This window comes from Pseudonocardia cypriaca, assembly GCF_006717045.1.
GTDB classification, from domain to species: domain Bacteria; phylum Actinomycetota; class Actinomycetes; order Mycobacteriales; family Pseudonocardiaceae; genus Pseudonocardia; species Pseudonocardia cypriaca.
Genome location: NZ_VFPH01000001.1, coordinates 2,357,999 through 2,378,275 on the forward strand (window position 1 = coordinate 2,357,999; position 20,277 = coordinate 2,378,275).

General features: G+C 72.9%; 18 protein-coding genes. 13 read left to right on the forward strand and 5 right to left on the reverse strand.

The annotated features are described in order from the left end of the window. Nucleotides 1–248 precede the first annotated feature (248 nt). On the forward strand, nt 249–686 hold the full coding sequence (locus FB388_RS11280; RefSeq protein WP_246121823.1) for an NUDIX hydrolase: 438 nt from the start codon (nt 249–251) through the stop codon (nt 684–686). 143 nt (nt 687–829) lie between these two features. On the opposite strand, the gene FB388_RS11285 is transcribed toward FB388_RS11280, so the two are convergent. After that, nucleotides 830–3,490 carry a winged helix-turn-helix domain-containing protein gene (locus FB388_RS11285; RefSeq protein ID WP_142100102.1) on the reverse strand — a complete coding sequence of 887 codons (2,661 nt, stop codon included), beginning with the start codon at nt 3,488–3,490 and terminating at the stop codon, nt 830–832. Between the two features lie 818 nt (nt 3,491–4,308). Here FB388_RS11285 and FB388_RS11295 point away from each other — a divergent pair. Then, nucleotides 4,309–4,503, forward strand: coding sequence for a hypothetical protein (locus tag FB388_RS11295; RefSeq protein WP_142100106.1), 195 nt, complete (start codon nt 4,309–4,311; stop codon nt 4,501–4,503). Nucleotides 4,504–4,522: 19 nt separating this feature from the next. Here FB388_RS11295 and FB388_RS11300 read toward each other — a convergent pair whose 3' ends face one another. Continuing rightward, nucleotides 4,523–4,786, reverse strand: a complete 264-nt coding sequence (locus tag FB388_RS11300; protein ID WP_142100108.1) for a hypothetical protein — start codon at nt 4,784–4,786, stop codon at nt 4,523–4,525. A 211-nt stretch (nt 4,787–4,997) separates the two neighbouring features. Here FB388_RS11300 and FB388_RS11305 point away from each other — a divergent pair, with 211 nt between their 5' ends. Beyond that, nucleotides 4,998–5,279 (forward strand): hypothetical protein, encoded by a 282-nt coding sequence (locus FB388_RS11305; protein ID WP_142100111.1) that lies wholly within the window; start codon nt 4,998–5,000, stop codon nt 5,277–5,279. 10 nt (nt 5,280–5,289) lie between these two features. Here FB388_RS11305 and FB388_RS11310 read toward each other — a convergent pair whose 3' ends face one another. Beyond that, on the reverse strand, nt 5,290–7,890 hold the full coding sequence (locus FB388_RS11310) for a winged helix-turn-helix domain-containing protein (protein ID WP_142100113.1): 2,601 nt from the start codon (nt 7,888–7,890) through the stop codon (nt 5,290–5,292). A gap of 662 nt (nt 7,891–8,552) precedes the next feature. Then, on the reverse strand, nt 8,553–9,092 hold the full coding sequence (locus FB388_RS11315; RefSeq protein WP_142100115.1) for a hypothetical protein: 540 nt from the start codon (nt 9,090–9,092) through the stop codon (nt 8,553–8,555). 288 nt (nt 9,093–9,380) lie between these two features. On the opposite strand from FB388_RS11315, the gene FB388_RS11320 reads away from it, so the two are divergent. From FB388_RS11320 to FB388_RS11335, 4 genes are all read left to right on the forward strand, one after another. After that, entirely contained in the window at nt 9,381–9,848 is a 468-nt protein-coding gene (locus FB388_RS11320) for a DUF6069 family protein (RefSeq protein ID WP_142100117.1), read from the forward strand. A gap of 107 nt (nt 9,849–9,955) precedes the next feature. Beyond that, nucleotides 9,956–10,573, forward strand: coding sequence for an HdeD family acid-resistance protein (locus tag FB388_RS11325; RefSeq protein WP_142100119.1), 618 nt, complete (start codon nt 9,956–9,958; stop codon nt 10,571–10,573). Nucleotides 10,574–10,780: 207 nt separating this feature from the next. Continuing rightward, a complete protein-coding gene (locus FB388_RS11330; protein ID WP_142100122.1) occupies nt 10,781–11,071 on the forward strand; it encodes a putative quinol monooxygenase in 291 nt (96 codons plus the stop codon). Nucleotides 11,072–11,186: 115 nt separating this feature from the next. Continuing rightward, on the forward strand, nt 11,187–11,621 hold the full coding sequence (locus FB388_RS11335) for a CGNR zinc finger domain-containing protein (protein WP_142100124.1): 435 nt from the start codon (nt 11,187–11,189) through the stop codon (nt 11,619–11,621). 104 nt (nt 11,622–11,725) lie between these two features. Here the strand turns inward: FB388_RS11335 and FB388_RS11340 are convergent, their stop codons facing one another. Next, nucleotides 11,726–12,301: a PadR family transcriptional regulator gene (locus tag FB388_RS11340; RefSeq protein WP_342787891.1), complete on the reverse strand. Its 576-nt coding sequence runs from the start codon at nt 12,299–12,301 to the stop codon at nt 11,726–11,728. 144 nt (nt 12,302–12,445) lie between these two features. Here FB388_RS11340 and FB388_RS11345 point away from each other — a divergent pair, with 144 nt between their 5' ends. From FB388_RS11345 to FB388_RS11370, 6 genes are read left to right on the forward strand one after another with little or no spacing between them, the layout of a single operon-like run. Continuing rightward, on the forward strand, nt 12,446–13,981 hold the full coding sequence (locus tag FB388_RS11345) for a class I adenylate-forming enzyme family protein (RefSeq protein WP_142100126.1): 1,536 nt from the start codon (nt 12,446–12,448) through the stop codon (nt 13,979–13,981). Beyond that, complete coding sequence (locus tag FB388_RS11350) at nt 13,974–16,400, forward strand: xanthine dehydrogenase family protein molybdopterin-binding subunit (protein WP_142100128.1); 2,427 nt, start codon at nt 13,974–13,976, stop codon at nt 16,398–16,400. The genes FB388_RS11345 and FB388_RS11350 overlap by 8 nt, the downstream gene beginning before the upstream one ends. Continuing rightward, nucleotides 16,391–17,170 carry an enoyl-CoA hydratase/isomerase family protein gene (locus FB388_RS11355; RefSeq protein ID WP_142100131.1) on the forward strand — a complete coding sequence of 260 codons (780 nt, stop codon included), beginning with the start codon at nt 16,391–16,393 and terminating at the stop codon, nt 17,168–17,170. The genes FB388_RS11350 and FB388_RS11355 overlap by 10 nt, the downstream gene beginning before the upstream one ends. A 7-nt stretch (nt 17,171–17,177) precedes the next feature. Then, nucleotides 17,178–18,050, forward strand: coding sequence for an FAD binding domain-containing protein (locus FB388_RS11360; protein ID WP_142100133.1), 873 nt, complete (start codon nt 17,178–17,180; stop codon nt 18,048–18,050). Next, nucleotides 18,047–19,273: a xanthine dehydrogenase family Fe-S subunit gene (locus tag FB388_RS11365; protein WP_142100135.1), complete on the forward strand. Its 1,227-nt coding sequence runs from the start codon at nt 18,047–18,049 to the stop codon at nt 19,271–19,273. The genes FB388_RS11360 and FB388_RS11365 overlap by 4 nt, the downstream gene beginning before the upstream one ends. A gap of 12 nt (nt 19,274–19,285) precedes the next feature. Then, nucleotides 19,286–20,242 (forward strand): LysR family transcriptional regulator, encoded by a 957-nt coding sequence (locus FB388_RS11370; RefSeq protein ID WP_142100137.1) that lies wholly within the window; start codon nt 19,286–19,288, stop codon nt 20,240–20,242. Nucleotides 20,243–20,277 lie beyond the last annotated feature (35 nt).

Here is a 20,277-nt window from a genome sequence, read left to right on the forward strand (position 1 = left end):
GTGGGGGTGGACGGCGACGAGGTCGAGTCCGATGTCCAGCGCGAACCGTTCGGATGGCCCGTGCTCTCACCCCCCGTGGGCGATGCCAGGTGTCGCGCCCCTACGGGAACGTCGCTGGTGACCGCGACCGGCGGTCCGGTCCCGGGAGGCGGGAGGCAGCGATGACGCCGACGGACGTGGATCGTGGGAGCGGGCGGACCGGCCTCAGGGCCGTCCGGAGGGTGCACTTCCGCGATCCCGAGGCCCCAATGGCAACCGTCGTGACGCCGTCCGTGTTCGTCGCGGTCCGCGAGGAGCAGGGCCGTCTGCTGCTGGTGAGACGCCGCGACAGCGGTGCGTGGGAGCTGCCCGGGGGTCGCGTCGATGTCGGGGAGAGCGCCGTCGAGGCGGCGGTGCGCGAGACGGCCGAGGAGGCGGGCCTGCGCGTGCAGATCACCGGGCTGGTCGGGTTGTTCACCGACCCGGCCCACGTCGTCGAGTCCGCGATGGGCGACGAGATCCGCCAGCAGTTCGTGTTGTGCTTCCACGGCTGGGCCGTGTGGGGACGTCCCCGCCCTGACGGGCACGAGATCACCGACGCCGCCTGGTTCGACCCCGCCACCGTCGAGGCGCTGACGCTCGAGCCCGGGGCCCGCCGGTGGATCCACCACGCGCTCGCAGGGGCGAGCGAGCCCCACCTCGAATGAGCTCGTCGCGATGAGCGCGCAGTCCGCCGTGCCGAGGAGGAACCAGTGATGACCCAGGTGACAGCGCGACGCGGCGGTTCACGGCGGGCCGACGAGATGCCCCGCCCGACCCGGGAACAGCGGGGGAGGGCGGCCCGGGCGGATCAGTGCTGAATAATCCGGCCTGTAACTACTTCGGACAGGGCGTCCGGCCGCACGCCGCCGCTGAGCAGCCCGTGTTCGTGGGCGGAGAGCACGGCCAGTCGCCTGCTGCTCACGCCGAGCTTGGTGTAGATCGACCTCACGTGGCTCTTCACGGTGTTCACCGAAACGGTGAGGTCGACGGCGATCTCATCCAGCGACAGCAGCGACGGGAGCAGCCCGAGCACCGTGAGCTCCCGCTCGCTCAGCAGCGCCTGCCGTGTTCTATTACCCGCGCCTGCGGCGAGCGCACGCTCCGCGAACGCGTCCGAGGCGCCGAAGCTGCCGTGCTGGTGCACGAGGAGCTCGCGGATGCCCGGCCCCGCGTGCGTGAACGGCCGGAGGGCGTCGAGCGGCTCGGCGATGGCCAGCGCGCTCTGCAGGGCCCGGCGCGCGGCTGGTCGCTCTCCGGCGGTGACGGCGAGCGATGTCTCCAGCAGCCACGCTTCCACCAGGCTCTGGGGGAGCAGCGCAGTCACGGCTCCCTCCAGCACCGGCCGGAGCAGCGACCGCGCGTGCTCGCCGCGGCTGCTCGTCGCGTCGGCCCACGCACGCATCATCAGCAGCTCGCCGTTCTCGCCGGTGCGGCTGGCCAGCCATCCCAGTACCGTCCGCGCCGCCGCGGAGTGCCCGAGCAGCAGCGCGGCGTGGAACTCCAGCATCGCGAGCGCGGCAACCTGCTCCGGACTCGCCGGGAGGTCACCGAACTCCGAGCGTGCCTGCTGCAGCTCGGCCAGCCCACCCGCCCTGTCCCCGCGGTCGAAGGCCGCGGCACCACGAACGGCCTGCAGGGCGAACCGCAGCTGGGAAGGTGACGTTGCCCCACCCACCGCGAGGCCCTCGGTCGCGAGGCGCTCGGCCTCCGCGGTCTCCGTCCGCAGGAGCGCGGCATACGCCAGCATCGCCGTGGCGGTGCCGGACCACGCCGAGCATTCCCAGCCGTGTTCGACCGCGGCGGCAGCGGCCTCGATGCTCATCGTCCGCATCGTCTGCATGTCGCCCGTCGTGCCCGCGACGGCGCCCAGGAGGGCGAGGCACTGCATCGTCAGGTAGTCGAAGCCGTGGCTGCGGCTCAGCAGCAGCGCGGCTTCGAACTCCGCGCGTGCCCCGGCCCGGTCGTCCCTCTCCAGCCGAGCCGTGCCGCGGCTCAGTCGGACGAGTGCCTCCAGCTCGGGTTCGACGGGCAGCTCGTCGAAGACGCCGAGAGCAGGGGAGGTCGAGGACGCGACTGGCTCGCCGACACAGGTGGTGAGCTGCTCGGCCACCATGCGCAACACGGCCAGGTCAGCCGGGCCGTCGGCGGGCCACGACTGCCGGGCGCGGCGGAGATCGCCCCGAGCTGCAGGGAGCTCCCCGGCCTCGAGGTGGGCCACCGCTGAGGTCAGAGCCAGCCAGGGATCTGTGGCGACGGCTTGCGCGCCGGCTCTGGCGAGGGCGCGCCGCAGCGGCTGGTGGTCCCCGGCCAGGATCAGCGGAACGGCGAACCGGTGCAGCAGGTCCGTCAACAGCTTCGAGTCGTGGCTCTGAGCTGCGTGGTCAAGGGCATGGACCGGCTCGGGCCGGCTCGCCCACCAGCGGGCGGCAACGCCGTGCAGCTCGGCTGCCCGCTTCAGTCCCTGCCGCCGGAGATCGGCGAGCAGGTGTGTGCGCAGGAGCTCGTGGACGATGTAGGCATCGCGCCGCTGGCCGATCGGCGACAGTAGGGATGTCCGGTGGTCGAGCCCATTGAGCACGCTGCCGGCGTCCTCCCGCCCCGACAGCTCGGCGGCGAGCCCGGTCGGGACCGGGTCGCTGATGCTGATCACGCGCAGGAACTCCTGCACGTCCTCGGGCAGGTCGGAGAGGACCTCCCCGACGAGGTAGTCCGCGACGGAGCGCTCGTCGCCGGAGAACTGGGTCAGGAACCCGTCCCGATCCGCAGAGTTGGCCACGCCGAACGCGGCCAGGCGCAGCCCGGCCGCCCATCCCCCGGTGCGCTGGTGCAGGAGGGCGACCTGCGCGGGCATGAGGCGCAGCCCCGACTTCTCGAGCAGCGACCCCGTCTCGGCCAGCGAGAGGCGCAGCTGCGCGGCGCGCAGCTCGCGGAGCCGGCCCGCGAGGCGCAGCCGCGGGAGGGAGAGTGGGGGATCGAGTCGGCTGGAGAGGACGAGCTGCATGCCGGCCGGGTGATTCTGGGTCAGGATCTGGACGCCGTGCTGGGCCTCCGGATCGACCAGCTCGTGCACGTCGTCGAGGATCAACCGGATCGGTCGGGGCACTGCCTCGACGGCGTCGACGAGCTCCGCCAGGAACTCCGGCTGCGCATCGGCCCGCCAGATCCACCGATCGTGCAGGCGACTGGTAGGGGGGACCGACGGGCATGCGGCGAGAGCTGCCACGATCGACGCCCACAACCTCCTCGGGTCGTTGTCGTCGCGGTAGAGGCTCACCCATGCCGTGTCCGCCGCCGTGCTCGAACGCGACCAGTCCGCCAGCAGCAGAGTCTTGCCGTACCCGGCGGGGGCGCAGACGAGCGTCACGTCGGTTGTTACGCCCGCATCGAGGGCGGCACGGAGAGCGGTCCGTACGACGAACTCCGGCGGAAGCGGCGGAATCGAGATCTTGGCGTGCGGAACGGGTGCCACGACGATCAATCCCCCTCGGTTGGTCGACCCTCAAATGCTCGTGCGTTTGCCTCCTGTGGTGCTGATTGGTCCATCCAAGAGGTCAGGAACGGCATTTGGTGTATATGTGGAGTCCGGTCAGCCTACGGGCAGGGGGTCGGGGTCCAGGGCCTCCGGCCGAAGAGTAATCACCATAGGCGCTACCGATCGGCAGTGTCCAGGGACGCGGAACAGGCGTGGCGCCTCGAAAGTAGAGGGGCCTACGGAGCTTCGACCAGGTGGGAGTACGTCGTGGGCGTCGGAGGTCCGTCCGTCCGTCCGTCCATTCTCGACGGTGCTGGCCGCGGTGCGGTCGAGGATCGAGATCGATAATTCGACGGCGAACTCCGTGTTTCCCGGCGGCACGATCATCAATTCGCTCCAGGCGGTACCGGCCGTCGAATCAAGACGATGAGTGGATCGACGACTGGAACGGTCGAGCGGAGCTGCGGCGCTCTCGCTCATCCGGCCGGGGCGATGCCGGGTGGGATCTGGCGGGCCAGGCTGGGTGCGCCCCCGACGGGGGCGAAAGGAGGAGAGGCCGACGATGGCTACTGCTCGGTACGAGGTTCGGGTGAACGGCCGCCTCTCGGAGCGTGCCCAAGGCGCGTTCTGCACGATGGGCGTACGTCCCGTCCCTCCACAGACGATCATGTTCGGGGACTTGGGCGGCCAGTCCGACCTGTGTGACCTGCTCGCGCTCTGCAGCGCCATGGGGCTGGAGGTGGTTTCCCTCCAGCGGTTGCCGAGGTCACCGTGACTCGCCGCCGTTCCGGCTGCTGGTCGGTCACCCGCAGTGGATGAGGCGGTGGAGCCGGCGGTCGAGTTCGGCCGCTGCGGGCGGCTTCCGCATCAGCGACGGCTTCATCAGCCCGCTCGACCTCGTGGCGATCGGGATGGTGTCCGCGCAGGAGGCGGCGGAGCTGCACGCGCTGGAGACGGCCACCGTCGGCGCCCCGAGATGTTCGGTCGGCGGTCGCTGGGAGGAGGTGTGACGATGGGGCCGGTCCACCGTCAGTCCGCGAACCAGACCTCCGCGAGGTCCGCGGTGGGGAGATCCTGCTCGTGAGCGATCCGCTGGAGCGCCTCCGCCAGCCCGAGTGACAGCGCCACGGTGAAGTCGCAGAGTCCGGCCGCTCCCTCGTCCCGGGCGATCTGGTCCACCAGATCCCGCAGGACGGCCAGCCCTCGTTCGTAACTGTGGTCGTCGGACAGCAGCGCGCGCATGGCCTCGAGCACGTTCCGTCGGGAATGCGCTTCTGGGGGCGGGTGACTCACGCTCATGCTCCTCGAGCCGACGGCGAGGGCGCTGTGCCCGTGCTCTCCCGGGTGGCTGTGGTGACCCTAGTCCGCCTGGTGGACCTGTTCTCCACCCCTCTGGACCGATGAGGACTCCCTGCGTGGGTATCCTGGGTCACAGTGTCCGGAGCCGCGGGCTCGTGGCAGCACGATCGGCGCTAAGCCTAGGGTCGGGCCCGGAGGAGCACGCGTGAGCGAGGACAGGACGGGTCGAGGCGAATCCATCGATCTCCATGCTCGAAGGCGCGCCTATCAGTTGGTACGAGCCGCGCTGTCCGACGACAGCAACCAGGAGCAAGGAATATCCGCTGCGCGCAGCCTGGCTGCCGCCGTGCTCGCCGAGGCCGGAATCGACGGCGTGGCCGAAGTCGCCGTCGACCTGTCGATGAGGCTCGCGTCCGCACTCGAACGGATCGCCGCCGACCAGGGCCTGGCTGCGGTCGACCTCGCCGAAGTCTGGTTCGTGGACTGAGTTCGATCGTTCAGCGGCGAATGCCGCGCTCCGAGGCTGCCGTCACCGCAGTCCGCCTACTGCTGACCCCGAGCTTGCGGTAGATCATGCGCAGCCGGGCCTGCGCCTCGTCGATCGGGATGTCCAGCTCGTCGGCGATCTGCTCCACCGACAGTGGCGAGGACAGCAGCGCGATCACCTGCCGCTCGGCGGCGTCGAGATCCGCGGTCGGTCGTTCGTGGCTGCGTCCCGCGGCGAGTGCCCGCACCGCGAAAGGCTCGGTCGAACCGGAGTGGGTGACGTGGCTTCCGAGTAGCTCACGCGCCTCCGCCTCGGCCAGCGCGAACGGCCGTACGACCTCCAGCGACGCGCCCGAGGAGAGGGCGGCCCGCAGGGCGTTCCTCGCGGTGTGCACCTGGCCACCCGACACGTCGACGCTGACCGCGACCAGCAGCGCCTCGACGAGCGTGTGCGGCAGGACCGAGGGGACGGCGCCGGCGAGGATCGGCTCGACGTCCGCGCGGGCGGCGTTGCTCCGGCCCACGGACAGCTTCTCCCACGCTTGCATGAGCAGCACTTCCCCCGGCCTGCCGATGCGGTCGGAGAGCCAGTCGACGACCGTGCGGGCGTCGACCGGCCTGTCGAGCACGACCGCGGCGTGGTGCTCCAGCACCGCCAGCACGGCGGCCTGCTCGGCGCTCAACGGAACGCCACCGAGGTCGGTCCTCGCCTGCTGCATCTGCTGCAGGCCCTCGTGCCGCCGGCCTGAGTCGAAGAGTGCGGCGCCGTGCACTGCTCGCAACGCGGACACGAGCCGCGGCCGGAGCGCGGTCCCGCCTCGCCGCAGCCCCTCGCTCGCGTAGCGGCGCGCCTCGGCGGGCTGGGCCCGCATCAGCGCGGAGTAGGCGAGCATCCATCGAGCGGTGGCCGACCAGGGCGACCGATCCCATCCGCGAGTGGCCGCCACACGGAGCGCTCCGTTCGCCGCGGCTGTCATCGCCCGGTAGTCCCCGGCGACACCCGCTACCCCGGCGAGCAGCGCCAAGCACTGCATCTCGAGGTAGCGGAAGCCGTGCCGGCGGGTGAGCTCGAGCGCATCCTCCAACGCCGCGGAGGCCGCCACCGGGGCGGCGTGGGCGAGCAAGGCCCGGCCTCCGACACTCACCAGAGCCAAAGCGTTCCACTCCGGGGCGTCGAATCCTCTTCGCTCCTCGCCGAGCGGTTGGGGATCGGCCGTGAGGTCGGCGCTGGATGCCAAGTCGAACAGCTGGGCGATGGAGCGGAGGACGGCGAGCCGGGAGTCGGGCTCAGCGGGGAACAACTCGCCGGCACGCCGGAGGTCGGCCTCGGCCCCCGTTGCGTCCCCGCTCTCGATGCGGAGCAGCGCGGAGCAGAGGGTGAGCCACGGATCGCCGGCGACCACTCGCTCACCCACCGCTGACAGCGCCCGGCGAAGCTCGAGGTGGTAGCCGGTCACCAGCAGCGCCGCCGCGCACCGATGCACCAGTTCGACGAGCAGTCTGTCGTCGGCGGCCCGGATGGCCTGGGCCGTCGCGGCGACGGGATCGCCGTGCGCCATCCACCAGCGTGCCGCCCGGGCGTGGAGCTCCGAATGCTCTTCTGTCCGCATCGAGTCCTCACCCCGTAGCAGCGCCGCCACGAGCGGGCGGATGCTGAACGGCGCGGCAGGTGCGCGGACAGGCACGACGAGCCCGGTCTCACGGGCCAGCCGGTCGAGGAGCGGGCCCGCGTCCGGCCGGCCGGTGAGTACGGCCGCCAGCTCGGCCGGCACCGGTCCGCCGATACTGATCGCCGACAGCGCCTTCCGATCAGCCTTCGGGAGCGTGGCGACAAGCTCGCCGACGAGGAAGGCGGCCATTGGGCGGGTGTTCGTCGTGAGCCGCTGCAGGAACTCCTGCGGATCGGCGCCGCCGCGCAGCGCGGCACCACCCAGACGCATACCCTCGGGCCAGCCGCGGGTTCCGCCGTGCACCTCGCTGACCTGCGAAGGGGTCAGGCGAAGGCCCGATCGGCGCAGGAGCGCACCGGCCTCATCCACGGTGAAGCGCAGCTGGTCGGCCCGGATCTCGCGCAGCCTGCCTGCCGATCGGAGTTGGCCCAGCGACAGTGGTGGGTCCGAGCGACTGCACACCAGGAGGCGCAGCCGTGCAGACCGGGCCAGCAGGAGCGACTCCAGACCCTTCAGCGTGGCCGGAGCGACGAGTTCGTGGACGTCGTGCAGGACCAGCGTGATCCGTGCCGGCAGCGCCTCGACCGCCCGGATGACGTCGGTCACGAACCCGGACGTGGCCCACGAACTCGGGGCGAGGCGGCACAGCTCGTGGAGCCTGCTGTCCGCGGGCACGACGCGGCAGGCCCTCACGGCATTGAGGACGGTTACCCAGAACCTGCTCGGGTCGTCGTCGGAGCGGTGGACGTCGGCCCAGGCGACCGCGGTACCCGCCGCCTCGGCAGACCGGGTCCAGTGCGCCAGCAGCGAGGTCTTACCGAATCCGGCCGGGGCGCAGACGAGCACCGTCCGGTCACCGCCGGCGTCATCCAGCGCGGCAAGCAGCCTCGGGCGGGGAACGAACGGTTCCGGGAGGCCCGGAACCGACCTGCTCACATCCACGATTCGCACCATGCCCGCCTCTCATCCCCGCGAGGTCCGCGTCAGGAAGAGTCCCGCCGAGCGGAACGACCTGGGCTCCCCCCGCCGGGATGAAGCAGGGACGGCGGACGATCGGCTCAGAGGATCGGGAGCTCCGTACCTCGTGCACCGCATCGCGCGCGGCGGCTGCGCCCTGCCTGCGGTGGACGACCCATGCCGCAGGGCCGTCACCAGGCAGTTCGGAGTGCGCGTCCCGGGCAGCGCCGCGAGGCTGCCGCCCGCGGTCGCGCCGTGCCGTCACCATGGCTCCCCCCTGCTGCTATGGACGACCGAGTCAACTCGCGCCACGCCGCGACGGGTAGAGCCGTTCGTACTCTCCGCGCCACACCCACTCGGCGTAGCCCCGCGCTGCGGCTCGTTCGCTGCGGGTGATGCTTCGACCGGCCGCTCGGTGAAAGGTCGGCCCATGATCCGAACGGCGCCGGTGCGCCAGTGCGATCGATTGCGATGCTCCGGCCCACCTGCGTCAGGAGGCTCGTGTGGTCGTGCTCGTGGTCCTTGTCGTCCCGGTTGTCATCGGCGTGTTCTTGCTCGCGATGGAGCGGCTCGAGTTCGAGCTGATCGGTACGACCCCCACCGCCGGGTCGAAGGACGCTCTGCTGACGCGGTGGTCGGGTGCTTCTCTACGAGTCGGCACCGGACTCTCGATCGGCGGTCAGCAGCGTGGCGAGCCGCGTGCTCGCGTAGCGGTCGCCTGCGTCGGCGAGAGCCTGCAGCTCCGTGACGGACGCCTGGTCGCCTCGTTCGAAGAGTAGGCGGACCAGCAGGATCGCGGCGTAGCTGTTGCCGGCTTCAGCGCGGGCGCGCAGCTCGGTGGCCGCCTGCTCGTCGCCCTGGTGGAAGAGGAGCCGAACCAGTTGCTCTTCGGCATAGCCGTTGCCGGCCTCGGCGTAGGTCCGCAGCTCGGGTACGGCCTCCGGATCGCCTGGATCGATCAGCCACTCGACCACCAGGTCCTGTGCATGGCGGTCGCCCTTGTGGGCTCGGGCCCGCACCGCCTCGGCCGTCTGCGGGTCGCTCATCGCGACCAGGACCTCCGTCGCGTACGCGTCGCCACGACTGGCGAGAGCCCGCAGTTCCGCCACGGCCTCGTCATCACCCCGGTCGACCAGTCGCTCGACCAGCCGTTCCGCTGCTGCAACCTCGGATTCTCGGATTCGCACTCGGCGACCTCTGTGCGCTCTTCATGGGCGTTCGTCCGACTCGCCATCGAGTGGTCAGCCTTCGGCGCCCTGGAACAGCGCGAATCACCTGCACGAGGTGATTCGGCCCCCGCGTCTCGGACGGGTTCGCCGAGCGGGCCGCGGTCTGCGGTCACCCTCATCAGGGGAGGTGCTCGCAAGCCTCGCCGCCTAGCGTCGGGCACCTGTCGAACCGCCGGGCCGACCCAGATCCCGTGAGACGGCGGGGTCGGAAGCCGCGCGACCCCGCACTCCTAGGACGGAGGCACGATGAGCCCACCGGAGAGGCGAGCCGAGCCGCGGGTCATCGTCAACTCGGCCCGACTCTGGTCCGGCGGAGTGGCGACCGCGGTCGTGGCCGCGCTCGTCGCGCTGGTCGGCGTGCTGATCGGCAACGGCGCCCTGGACCTGAACATGACCGTGCCACCGCTGCTGCCACTGGGCGGCTCGTTCGCCGTGAACTACGCGATCACCGCGGCCGTCCTGGCGCTGGCCGCAACCGGGCTCGCACACCTGCTCGCGGTGACAGCGCCGCGTCCACGCTCGTTCTTCGCCTGGATCGTCGGCCTCGTGACCGTGGTGGGGGTCGTGCTGCCGTTCGCCATCGGCGGGACGCTGAGCGGGAGCTTGGCGACCGCCGTCGTCGACCTCGTCATCGGTCTGTGCATCCTCGGCCTCATCTCGTCCGTCATGTCGAGGACGACCCGGATCGGGTGGGGCAGCGAACTGACCGGCTGAAAATGCTCACACCCGTACGGCCTGGATGCGGCCGCGTCACCCGGTCCGGGCGAGGCGGACCGGGTCGCCGAAGTGGACGCTGACCGAGACGACGGCCAGGAGGAGCCATGACCGCACACGCACCAGACGAAACAGCGGGGGTGCGGGGTCTCACGCAGATCGCGGATTCGCCGGGCCTGGTGCTCGGCGCCGGGGCGCTGAGCATCCTCATCGGCGTGCTCGTCCTCGCGTGGCCGGGCGCCACGATCGTGGTCATCGCGTGGCTGTTCGCTGTGCAGCTGCTCGTTGCCGGCGTGTTGCAGCTGGTGTCGGGCTTCTCGGCCGGCCGCGGACCCGGTGTTCGCGTGCTGTCCGTGTTGCTCGGGGCGTTGTCGATCCTGGTCGGGTTGCTGTGCCTGCGGTCGACGTTGCAGACCGCGCTGCTCCTCGGGCTGGTCATCGGGGCGTTGTGGGTGGTGCAGGGCGTCGCCGGTGTCGCGAACGCCGTCGGCTCGGAACGAGGGGCGGAACGTGGCTGGGGGATCGCCTCCGGCGTCCTGTCGGTGGTCGGCGGTGCCGTCGTGCTGGTCTATCCGGGCACGAGCCTCGCCGTTCTGACCTGGCTGTTCGGGATCGTGCTCGTGGTACTCGGAGCCGTGCTCGTCATCCAGGGCTTTGCGGCTCGACGCGCCCATCCCGCTGCCCCGGAGCCGGCCGGCGCGAACCTGGCGGGATCCGGGCCCTGAGGGGGCAAATGAGCACGGTCGGCGACCGAGCCGGAGCCTGTGCCGTGCTGGTCGAACAGCAGGACGAACTGCGGCTGCGGTCTTCCCGGACGTTGTGATGCCTCCCGGCTGCGGCGGCCCGTCCTCTCCAGGGCCCGCCTCCATGGGTTGACGCCAGGGCGCCGATCACGGTCTAATCATCTGAAGACCGTGACGGGAGAGTGCGCGATGGCGATCTACTCGATTTGGGAGTCCCGGTTCCCCGCGGCGCGGGCGGCAGAAGGGCGGGCGCTCACCGAGGCGATCTGGCGGGACATGCCGGCCTTCGACGGCTACCTGGGTCACGAGCTGCTCGTGGATGCTGACGACCCCGGTCACCTGCTGGTGCTCAGCCAGTGGGTGAGCCGGGAGCACGCCGACGCGTCTCTTCGGCGATACGCGACGCACCCGAACGCCCAGGCTGCCAACAGCCTGGTCAGCGAGCCTCGACGACGCATCGTCGCGGACCGCGTGAGCTGAGCGGATGACTCCGCACGCCCTGCTCCTGCTGGCGAACCTGGGTCGGCCGCGGCGGCCTGGAGGGACGACCGCGGCCTACGCCGAGTCGGTCCTGTCGAATCCTGCGGTCGCGTCTGTGCAGTTGGCCGAGGTCGTCGACCGGCCGGTTGCGGCCGCGGACCTGGCCGACCTGCGCCGGCTCCAGCAGGCCGCGGTCTCAGCGGTAGAGGCGCTCGTCGGCGACGGGACCCTGGACTGCCGGGAGATCAACGATCTTGCCGCGCAGAGCGTTGCACGCGTCGAGCTCGTCGTGGCGGACGGTGTCCCGCAGCGGCGGTTCGTCTGGACGGACGCTTCGATGGCCGCGGCGCTGGCGCGGCGACTGATCGATGAACTGGGTGAACTCGATCAGTCCCGATTGCGGCGTTGCGCTCGTGCGGAGTGCGACCTGATCTTCTACGACACCACACGGTCGCGCACCCGGCGGTGGCATGCCGAAGATCCGTGTGGCTGGCGCGAGCGCCAGCGCGTCCACCGCGGCCCGCGGCCACCCGTCGACGGGGGGACGTAGAGCCGGTCCGGGCACAGCGGTAGCCGCTGTTCATCGAGGGTCCAGGAGGCGCGTCGCCCCTTTCGGAGACGGCCTAGGTCTACACCCACGTCGCGTGGTGCGCGTCAGGTCCGCTCGCGGCGCTCCGCGCGGAGGCGGTCGAGGTCGTCGTCGGCCAGCGCGGTCCAGAACCGCAGCGCGGCGTGCTCCATCTCCAGGCCCAGCTCCAGGGTGATCATCCGGGGCTGGGCGGCCGGGTCGGCGCCGAAGCGCTCGACCATGGACTCGTAGACCGCGATCCGGGCCTCGTGCTGCTTGATCTGGTCGCGGGCCAGCGCGGTGACGTTCTCCGGGTCGCCGGCCTCGTTGAAGAACAGCTTGAGCTCGGCGATGTCGCGCATCTGGAAGTGCTCGTCGGTGGGGGAGGCGAGCCACGCGCGCAGGGCGCGGCGCCCGGCGTCGGTGAGCGAGTACGTCTTGCGCCGCCGCCCGCGGTCCTCGACGGCGAGCTCCAGCAGCCCCAGCGCCGCGAGCCGGTCGGGCTCGGAGTAGAGCTGGGCGTGCGGGAAGTGCCAGAAGTAGCCCACGGAGTGCCCCACCGCGCGCTTGAGCTCGTACGGGGTGGACGGGCCGCGCAGGGCGATCATCCCGAGCACGACGTAGGACGTCGCCGACAGTCGCACACCCACTGCGTCACTCACTGCGCCATCCATCGCGCCACTCACGGCACCACTCCTCCCCCGCGGACGCCGATCCTACCGACGGCACCGTCCGAGACGTACGGTCCACCCTTGCGTTGGCGTCCATCCGAGCAGTACGGTCCGAAACAGAGCATAGGAGGCCGGATGGATCTGGGCACGGCGATGCGGTGGACGGCCGAGCGCTTCCCCGACCGGGCCGCGGTGCGCGGGAGCGGGCGGCACCTCGGCTACCGGGAGTGGGACGCGCGCACGAACCAGCTGGCGCGCGCCCTCGCGGGGGCCGGGGTGCGCCCCGGCGACCGGGTCGCGCTCGCCCTGGCCGGCGGCGAGCCGCTCGCGAGCCTGCACCTCGCGGCGCAGAAGCTGGGCGCGGTGTCGGTGCCGCTGTCCACCCGCTTCTCGCCCGACGAGCTGCGCTACTGCGTCGAGGACTCGGGCGCGCGGCTCCTCGTCACCGACCCGGCCAACGCCGAGCGCGCCGCGGCCGCCGCCGCGGGCGGTGCGGTCGTGGTGCGCGAGGCCGCGGAGCTGGACGCCGCCGCCGGGCGCGAGCCCGACCACGCGTCCGACGCGCACCCCGCGGAGACCGACACCAGCGTGATGCTCTACACCTCGGGCACGACCGGCCGCCCCAAGGGCGTGCCGCGCACCCACCGGGCCGAGCACTCCGCGGCCGTGGCGCACGCCGTGCAGACCCAGCAGCGCCTCGGCGAGGTCGTGCTCGGCGTCATGCCGATGTTCCACACGATGGGCCTGCGAACCCTGCTGGCCAGCATCGTCGTCGGGGGCACGTGGGTCGCGCAGCCCGCGTTCGACGCGGAGGAGTCGCTCGAGCTCATCACGGCGCAGGACGTCACCTCGCTGTACCTGGTGCCCACGATCTACTGGTCGCTCGTGCGCACCGGGCGCCTGCACGAGGCCCGCGCCCTGGACCGGCTGGCCTACGCCGGCGCCGCGATGACGCCGGCCCTGGCCGAGCAGCTCGTCGCGGAGGTGGGGCCCCGCGCGTTCGTGAACCACTTCGGCAGCACCGAGATCTACACCTTCACCATCGGTCCGGACGTGGCCGCGAAGCCCGGCTCCGCCGGCCGCGCCGGGATCTTCTCCCGGGTGCGGCTGGTGGCCCCCGAGCCCGGCGCCGCCCCCGACGCGCTCGTCGGGCCGGGGGAGCAGGGCCAGGTGATCGTGTCGATGCAGAGCCCGGAGGCATTCGGCGGGTACTGGCAGCGGCCCGACGCCGACGCGAAGTCGATCCGCGACGGCTGGTACTACACCGGCGACCTCGCGGTCGCCGACGAGGACGGCGACCTGTGGGTGTCCGGCCGTGTCGATGACATGATCAACTCCGGCGGGGAGAACCTCTACCCCGACGAGATCGAGGCCGCGCTCGTGCGCTGCCCGGCCGTCGACGACGTGTGCGTCGTCGGCCTGCCCGACGACCGCTGGGGCCAGGCGGTCACCGCCTTCGTCGTGCCGGCCCGCGGCACCGAGCCGATGCCCGCGGTGGACGAGGCGATCGCGTACGCCCGGGAGGCGCTGCCGTCGCTCAAGCGGCCCAAGCGCGTGATCGCCGTCGCCTCGATCCCGAGGTCGGGCGTGGGCAAGACGCTGCGCCGCACGCTCGTGGCCGGCGAGTTCGACGCACTGGCCGACAGCGCGCCGGAGGCCAGCCGTGCCTGAGCAGCAGCGCTGGATCCCCTCCCGCACCGAGGACGCGCCGCTGGTCACGGGCCGGGGCCGGTTCCTCGACGACCTCGACCCGCTGCCCGGCACGCTGGTCGCCGCCGTCGTGCGCTCCACGCAGCCGCACGCCCTGCTGCGCTCGGTCGACCTGTCGCGCGCCCGGGCGCACCCCGGCGTCGCCGCGGTGATCGGCCCGGACGAGGTGCGCGCCGCGCTGCGCCCGTTCCCGCTGTCCACCGGGGCGGCGATGCCCTACTACCCCACGGGCACCGACAAGGTGCGCTTCGTCGGGGAGCCGGTCGCCGTGGTGGTGGCCACCGACCGGTACACCGCCGAGGACGCCGCCGAGCTGGTGAGCGTCGACTACGAGCCGCTGCCTCCCGTCGTGGACCCGCGGGCCGCGCTGGCCGCGGACGCCCCGCTGCTGCACGACGGGGCGGGGTCGAACGTCGCCACCGACCGGACGTTCTCCTTCGGGCCCGTCGAGGAGGCGTTCGCGGCCGCCGAGCACGTCGTCGAGGGCGAGTACGACTTCCCGCGCTACTCGTCGGTGCCGATGGAGTGCTACTCGGTCATCGCCTCGTGGACCGAGGACGGGGCCGGGCCGGGCGTCGAGGCCTGGGCCAACTTCCACGGCCCGTTCACGATGGTCCCGGTGATGGCGGGCGCGCTGGGCGTGCCCGTCTCGCGGATCCGGTTGCACGTGCCCGCCGACATCGGCGGCAGCTTCGGGATCAAGGCCGGGATCTACCCGTACGTGGTGCTCATGGCGCTGGCGTCGAAGCACGCGGGCACGCCGGTGCGGTGGAGCGAGGACCGCGTCGAGCACCTGCTCGCGAGCTCGGCCGGCGCCGACCGCGTGATGCGGTTCGCCGCGGCCGTCGCGGCGGACGGCACCGTCACCGCGCTGAAGACCGACCTCGTCGACGACGTCGGTGCCTACCTGCGCCCGCCGGAGCCGTCCACGCTCTACCGGTGCTACGGCAACATCACCGGCCCGTACCGCATCGGCGCGGTGGAGATCCGGGCGCGGGCGGTCGTCACCAACCGGATGCCGGTGGGGCTCAACCGCGGCTTCGGCGGCCAGCAGCTCTACTTCGGCCTCGAGCGCCTCATGGACGCCGTCGCCGACGCCACCGGCCGCGACGTGCTGGACGTGCGCCGGCGCAACCTCGTGTCCTCCTTCCCGCACGAGACACCCACCGGCGGCGTCTACGACTCCGGCGACTACCTCGCGGCCGTGGACCTCGCGGCCAAGAACGCCGACCTGGCCGAGCTGCGGGCCCGCCAGGAGGAGGTGCGCGCCGCGGGCGGCTACTACGGCGTGGGCGTGGGGCTGGTGGTCGACCCGTCCGGCACCAACATCGGCTACGTCGGCCTCGCCACCCCGGCCGAGCAGCGCAGGCCGGGCCGGGACAAGTCCGGCTCCACCGAGCACGTGCGCCTCTCGGTGGACGTGCAGGGCCTGGTGACGGTGCTGCTGGGCAGCGTGCCGCAGGGGCAGGGGCACGCCACCGTGGCCCGCGCGGTCGCCGCGGCGCGCCTCGGACTGCCCGTGGAGCAGGTGCGCGTCGTCGTCGACATGGACACCGCCACCACGCCGTGGACGGTGACCTCCGGCAGCTACTCCTCGCGCTTCGCGCCGCTGGTGACGAGCGCGGTCGTGCAGGCCGCCGACCGGATCGCCGCCACCGTCCGGGCCGCGGGCTCCGCGATGCTCGACCTGCCGGCCGAGGAGCTGGAGCTCGCCGAGGGGCAGGTCCGGCACCGGGACGACCCCTCGCGCGCGGTGGAGTTCCGGCACGCAGCCGGCCTCGTGCACTGGGACCCCGGCGCCCTGCCCGCAGGCACCCCGGCCCGCCTCTACGAGGAGGCCGCGTTCACCCCGGCGGAGGTCCGGGCGGCCACCCGCGACGACCGGATCAACTCCTCGCTCTGCTACGGCTTCGTCGCCGAGATCGTCGCCGTGCGGATCGACCCGGACACCCTCGAGATCACCGTCGACCGGGTCTCGTCGGTGCACGACGCGGGCACCGTGCTCGACCAGCAGCTGCTCGACGGCCAGGTGTACGGGGCGCTCGCCCACGCCCTCGGCGGGGCGGCGTACGAGGAGATGACCTACGCCGAGTCGGGCCAGCCGACGGCGGGCACGTTCCTGGACTACCTGTGCCCGACCAGCGCCGAGACCGCCTTCGAGCTCCGCACCGACCACGTGGTCTCGCCGTCCCCGCTCACCCCGCTGGGTGCGAAGGGGTGCGGGGAGGGCTCGTCCATGAGCTTCCCGGTGGCGTTCGCGAACGCCGTCGCCGACGCGCTGCGCCCGGCAGGCGTCCCCATCACCCGGCTGCCGCTGCACGGCGACGTACTGCACCGGCTGCTCGACCAGAAGGAACAAGGAGTACAGACATGGCACTGACCGGCGGCGACGTCCTCCTGGAGCGCGGCCACGACGGGCGGGTCGCGTACCTGACCCTGTCCCACGGCAAGTACAGCGTGATCACCTGGGAGATGCGCCGGCTCGTGGCGGAGCGGTTCGCCGAGATCGACCGCGACGACGAGGTGCGCGTGGTGGTGGTCCGCTCCGACGGCGAGCACTTCTCCTCCGGTGGCGACATCGCCGGGTTCATGGAGGTCGAACCGTTCGACTTCACCGACCTCGGGCACAACGTCACCGCGGCGGCGCGCAGCCCGAAGCCGGTGATCGCCGCCGTGGACGGCTACTGCTTCGGCGTGGGCCTGGAGCTGGTGCTGTCCTGCGACATCCGGCTGGCCACCCCGCGCAGCCAGTTCGCGCTGCCGGAGATGAACCTGGGGATGATCCCGGGGTCCGGGGGCACCCAGCGGCTGGGCCGGCTCATCGGGCTGTCCCGGGCGAAGTTCCACATCATGACGGCCACCCGCATCCAGGCGCAGCAGGCGCTCGACTGGGGCGTGCTCGCCGGCCTGCACGACGACCGCGACGCGCTCTACGCCGCCGTCGACGAGCTCGCCGCGAAGATGGCCGCGTTCTCGCCGTCGGCGCAGCGCACCGCCAAGGAGGTCCTCGACAAGGGCCTGGACGGCCCGCTGTACACGGGGATCGAGCTGGAGCGCAAGGCGTACGCGATGCTGCGGGCCACCGAGGACTTCGCCGAGGGGGTCAAGGCGTTCGGCGAGAAGCGCAAGCCCGACTTCAAGGGCCGGTGAGGCCGGCATGAAGGCCCCGCCGTTCGCCTACGTCCGTCCCGCCACGCTCGACGACGTCCTCGGCGAGCTGGCCGGCGGCGACGCGAAGGTGCTCGCAGGCGGGCAGTCGCTGGTGCCGGTGCTGGCGATGCGGCTCGGCCGCCCCGCGACCCTCGTGGACATCGGCGCCGTCCGCGAGCTGCACGCCGTGGAGTCCCGGGACGGGCTGCGGGTCGGCGCCGCGGTGCGGCAGCGCACCATCGAGCGATCGGCGGAGGCGCGGGCGGTTCCCCTGATCGGGATGGCGCTGCCCTTCGTGGGGCACCGCGAGCTGCGCAGCCGCGGCACCGTCGTGGGCAGCCTCGCGCACGCCGACCCGGCCGCCGAGCTGCCCGCCGTGGCCGCGTGCCTGGAGGCGTCGATCGAGGTCGCCGGTCCGGCCGGGCGCCGGACCGTCCCGGCGACGGAGTTCTTCACCGGGGCGATGACCACCGGTGCGGGACCCGAGGACGTCGTCGTCGCCGTGACGTTCCCGGCGGCCCGGCCGGGGGAGGGCTTCGGGTTCGCCGAGATCGCGCGTCGGCACGGCGACTTCGCCCTCGCCGGCGTCGCCGCCCGCGTGCGCGTCGGCGCCGACGGCGCGGTGGAGCAGGCCCGGATCACCGGGTTCGGGATCTCCGACCGCCCGGTCACCCGGGACGTCACCGCGCTCGTGCGCGAGCACCCGACCGAGGAGCGGCTGCGCCCGGAGACCGCCCGGCTCGCCGCCGAGGTCGTCGACACCGGGGGCGACGCGCACGGTTCCACCGGGTACCGCAGGCGCCTCTACGGCGTGCTCGCCGCGCGCGAGCTCGCCGCCGCGCTGCGCCGCGCCCGGACGTCGACGGAGGAGGCAGCATGACCCGGGTCCCGGAAGCGCGGGTGGCGAAGGTCGCGGCCGGCGAGCGGGTCGACGTCGCGATGACGGTGAACGGCACGGAGGTCGTGGTCTCGGTGCCGCCCCGTGTGCACCTGGCCGACGCGCTGCGCGAGCAGCTCGGGCTCACCGGCACCCACCTGGGCTGCGAGCACGGGGTGTGCGGAATGTGCACGGTCCTCGTCGACGGCGAGGCGGCGCGCGCGTGCCTGCTGTTCGCGGTGCAGTGCGAGGGCGCCGATGTCGTCACCGTGGAGGGGCTGGGCAGCCCCGAGGAGCAGCACCCGCTGCAGCAGGCGTTCTCCGCCCACCACGGCCTGCAGTGCGGCTTCTGCACCCCGGGCATGCTGATGAGCAGCTACGACCTCCTGACCAGCGGCCCGCGCGGCACCGCCGTCCAGCCCGAGGAGCTGCCGGTGGAGATGTCGGGCGTGCTGTGCCGGTGCACCGGCTACCGCGGGATCCTCGCGGCCGTCGCGGACGTCGCGGCGCAGCACCCCGACGGGCTGCCGGCCCCGCGCAACTGCGGCCACCGCACCTTGGTGGGGCGCGGCGGCGGGCCGCCCACGGCGCGGGCCGACGGCAGCGCCCCCGATGCCGCCGGGGCTCCACCCGTGCCCGCCGAGGTGCGCCTGCCCGCCGGTGCGCCGTCGGCCACGGTGGAGGTGCGCAGCGAGCTCGGTGCGCCCGTCGACCGGGTCTGGGAGGTGCTCGCCGACTTCCACCGGCTCGCCGCCTGCCTGCCCGGCGCCGAGCTCGTCCAGGTGCTGCCCGACGACCGCTACCGGGGCCGCGCGACGGTGGCCCTCGGTCCGGTGAAGCTGGCGTTCGACGGGCTGGCGCAGGTGGTCGAGCACCTTCCGGACCAGCATCGGATGCGGGTGCTCGCCCAGGGCGCCGACACCGGGGGCAGCGCCACGCAGGCCGACATCCGGCTGGCCGCCGAGCCCGCGGCCGAGGGCGGCACGGTCCTGCGGGCCGACGCGGCGCTGTTCCTGAGCGGGCGCATCGCCCAGTTCGGCCGCGCGCTGGCCGGCGACGTGAGCAGGCGGATGTTCGAGCAGTTCGCCGCGGCCGTCGAGGAGAGCGCCCGCAGCGGGCGCGCCCCGACCGCCCCGGCGCGGCCTCCCGGCGCGCTCACGCTCCTCGCGGGCACGTTGGCGGCGCGCCTGCGAGCGGCCCTGCGCCGACTGCGCCGGACCCGGTAGCGCGCGGCCGCCGTGGAGCTGCACCAGCTGCGCTACTTCGTCGCCGTGGCGAGGGAGGGCAGCATGACGCAGGCGGCGGCCTCGCTGTTCCTGGCGCAGCCGACGCTGTCGATCCAGATCCGCAAGCTCGAGCAGGAGGTCGGCGCGAAGCTGTTCGAGCGGCTGGCCCGGCGGGTGGTCCTCACGGCCGCGGGGGAGGCCTTCCTCGAGCACGCCGAGCGGGCCCTTGACGAGATGGCCCGCGGCCGCGAGCGGGTGGAGGCGGTCGTCGGCCTGCGGGAGGGCCGCGTCTCGGTCGGGGTGCTGCCCAGCGTCGGCGCGTACCTGCTGCCAGCGGTGCTGGCGGCCTTCCGCGCCGAGCACCCGAAGGTCGCCGTGCGCATCGTGGAGCACGACGTCCCGCGCGACTTCGAGCAGCTCGTCCACAGCGGCGAGCTCGACATGGCCGTCACCCGCATGCCCGCGACGCTCGCCGGGCTCGGCTCCCGCACGCTCGTCCGCGAGCCCGTCGTCGCGCTGCTCCCGCCCGGGCACGGGCTGCGGGGCCGGGCGGACGTCGCGCTGTCCGAGCTCGCCGACGAGGAGTTCGTGTGCATGCGCAGCGGCTACGGCCTGCGGGAGCTGGCCGACCAGCTGTGCGACGGGGCCGGCTTCACACCCCGCGTCGTGCTCGAGACCGGCCAGCTGTCGATCGTGCACGGGATGGTGCGCAGCGGCGTCGGGGTGGCGCTGCTGCCCCGGCTCGCCGCCACCGGTGCCGAGCACGTGGTGCCCGTGTCCGACGAACAGGCGCGCCGGGAGCTGGGCGTCGTGTGGCGGCGCAGCGCGCTGGACTCACCGCCGGTGGCGGCGTTCCTGGACCGGCTGCTCGCGGCGGTCGAGAGGGCGGGCGAGACGGCGGGAGAGCCGGCGGTACGGCGTCGCGGGACGCGGCCGACGGGGTGCGAGGCCGGAGCAGCTGCGGAGTAGCGGGCGGCGCTCCACAGCGCTCCCCCTGGAGCCGC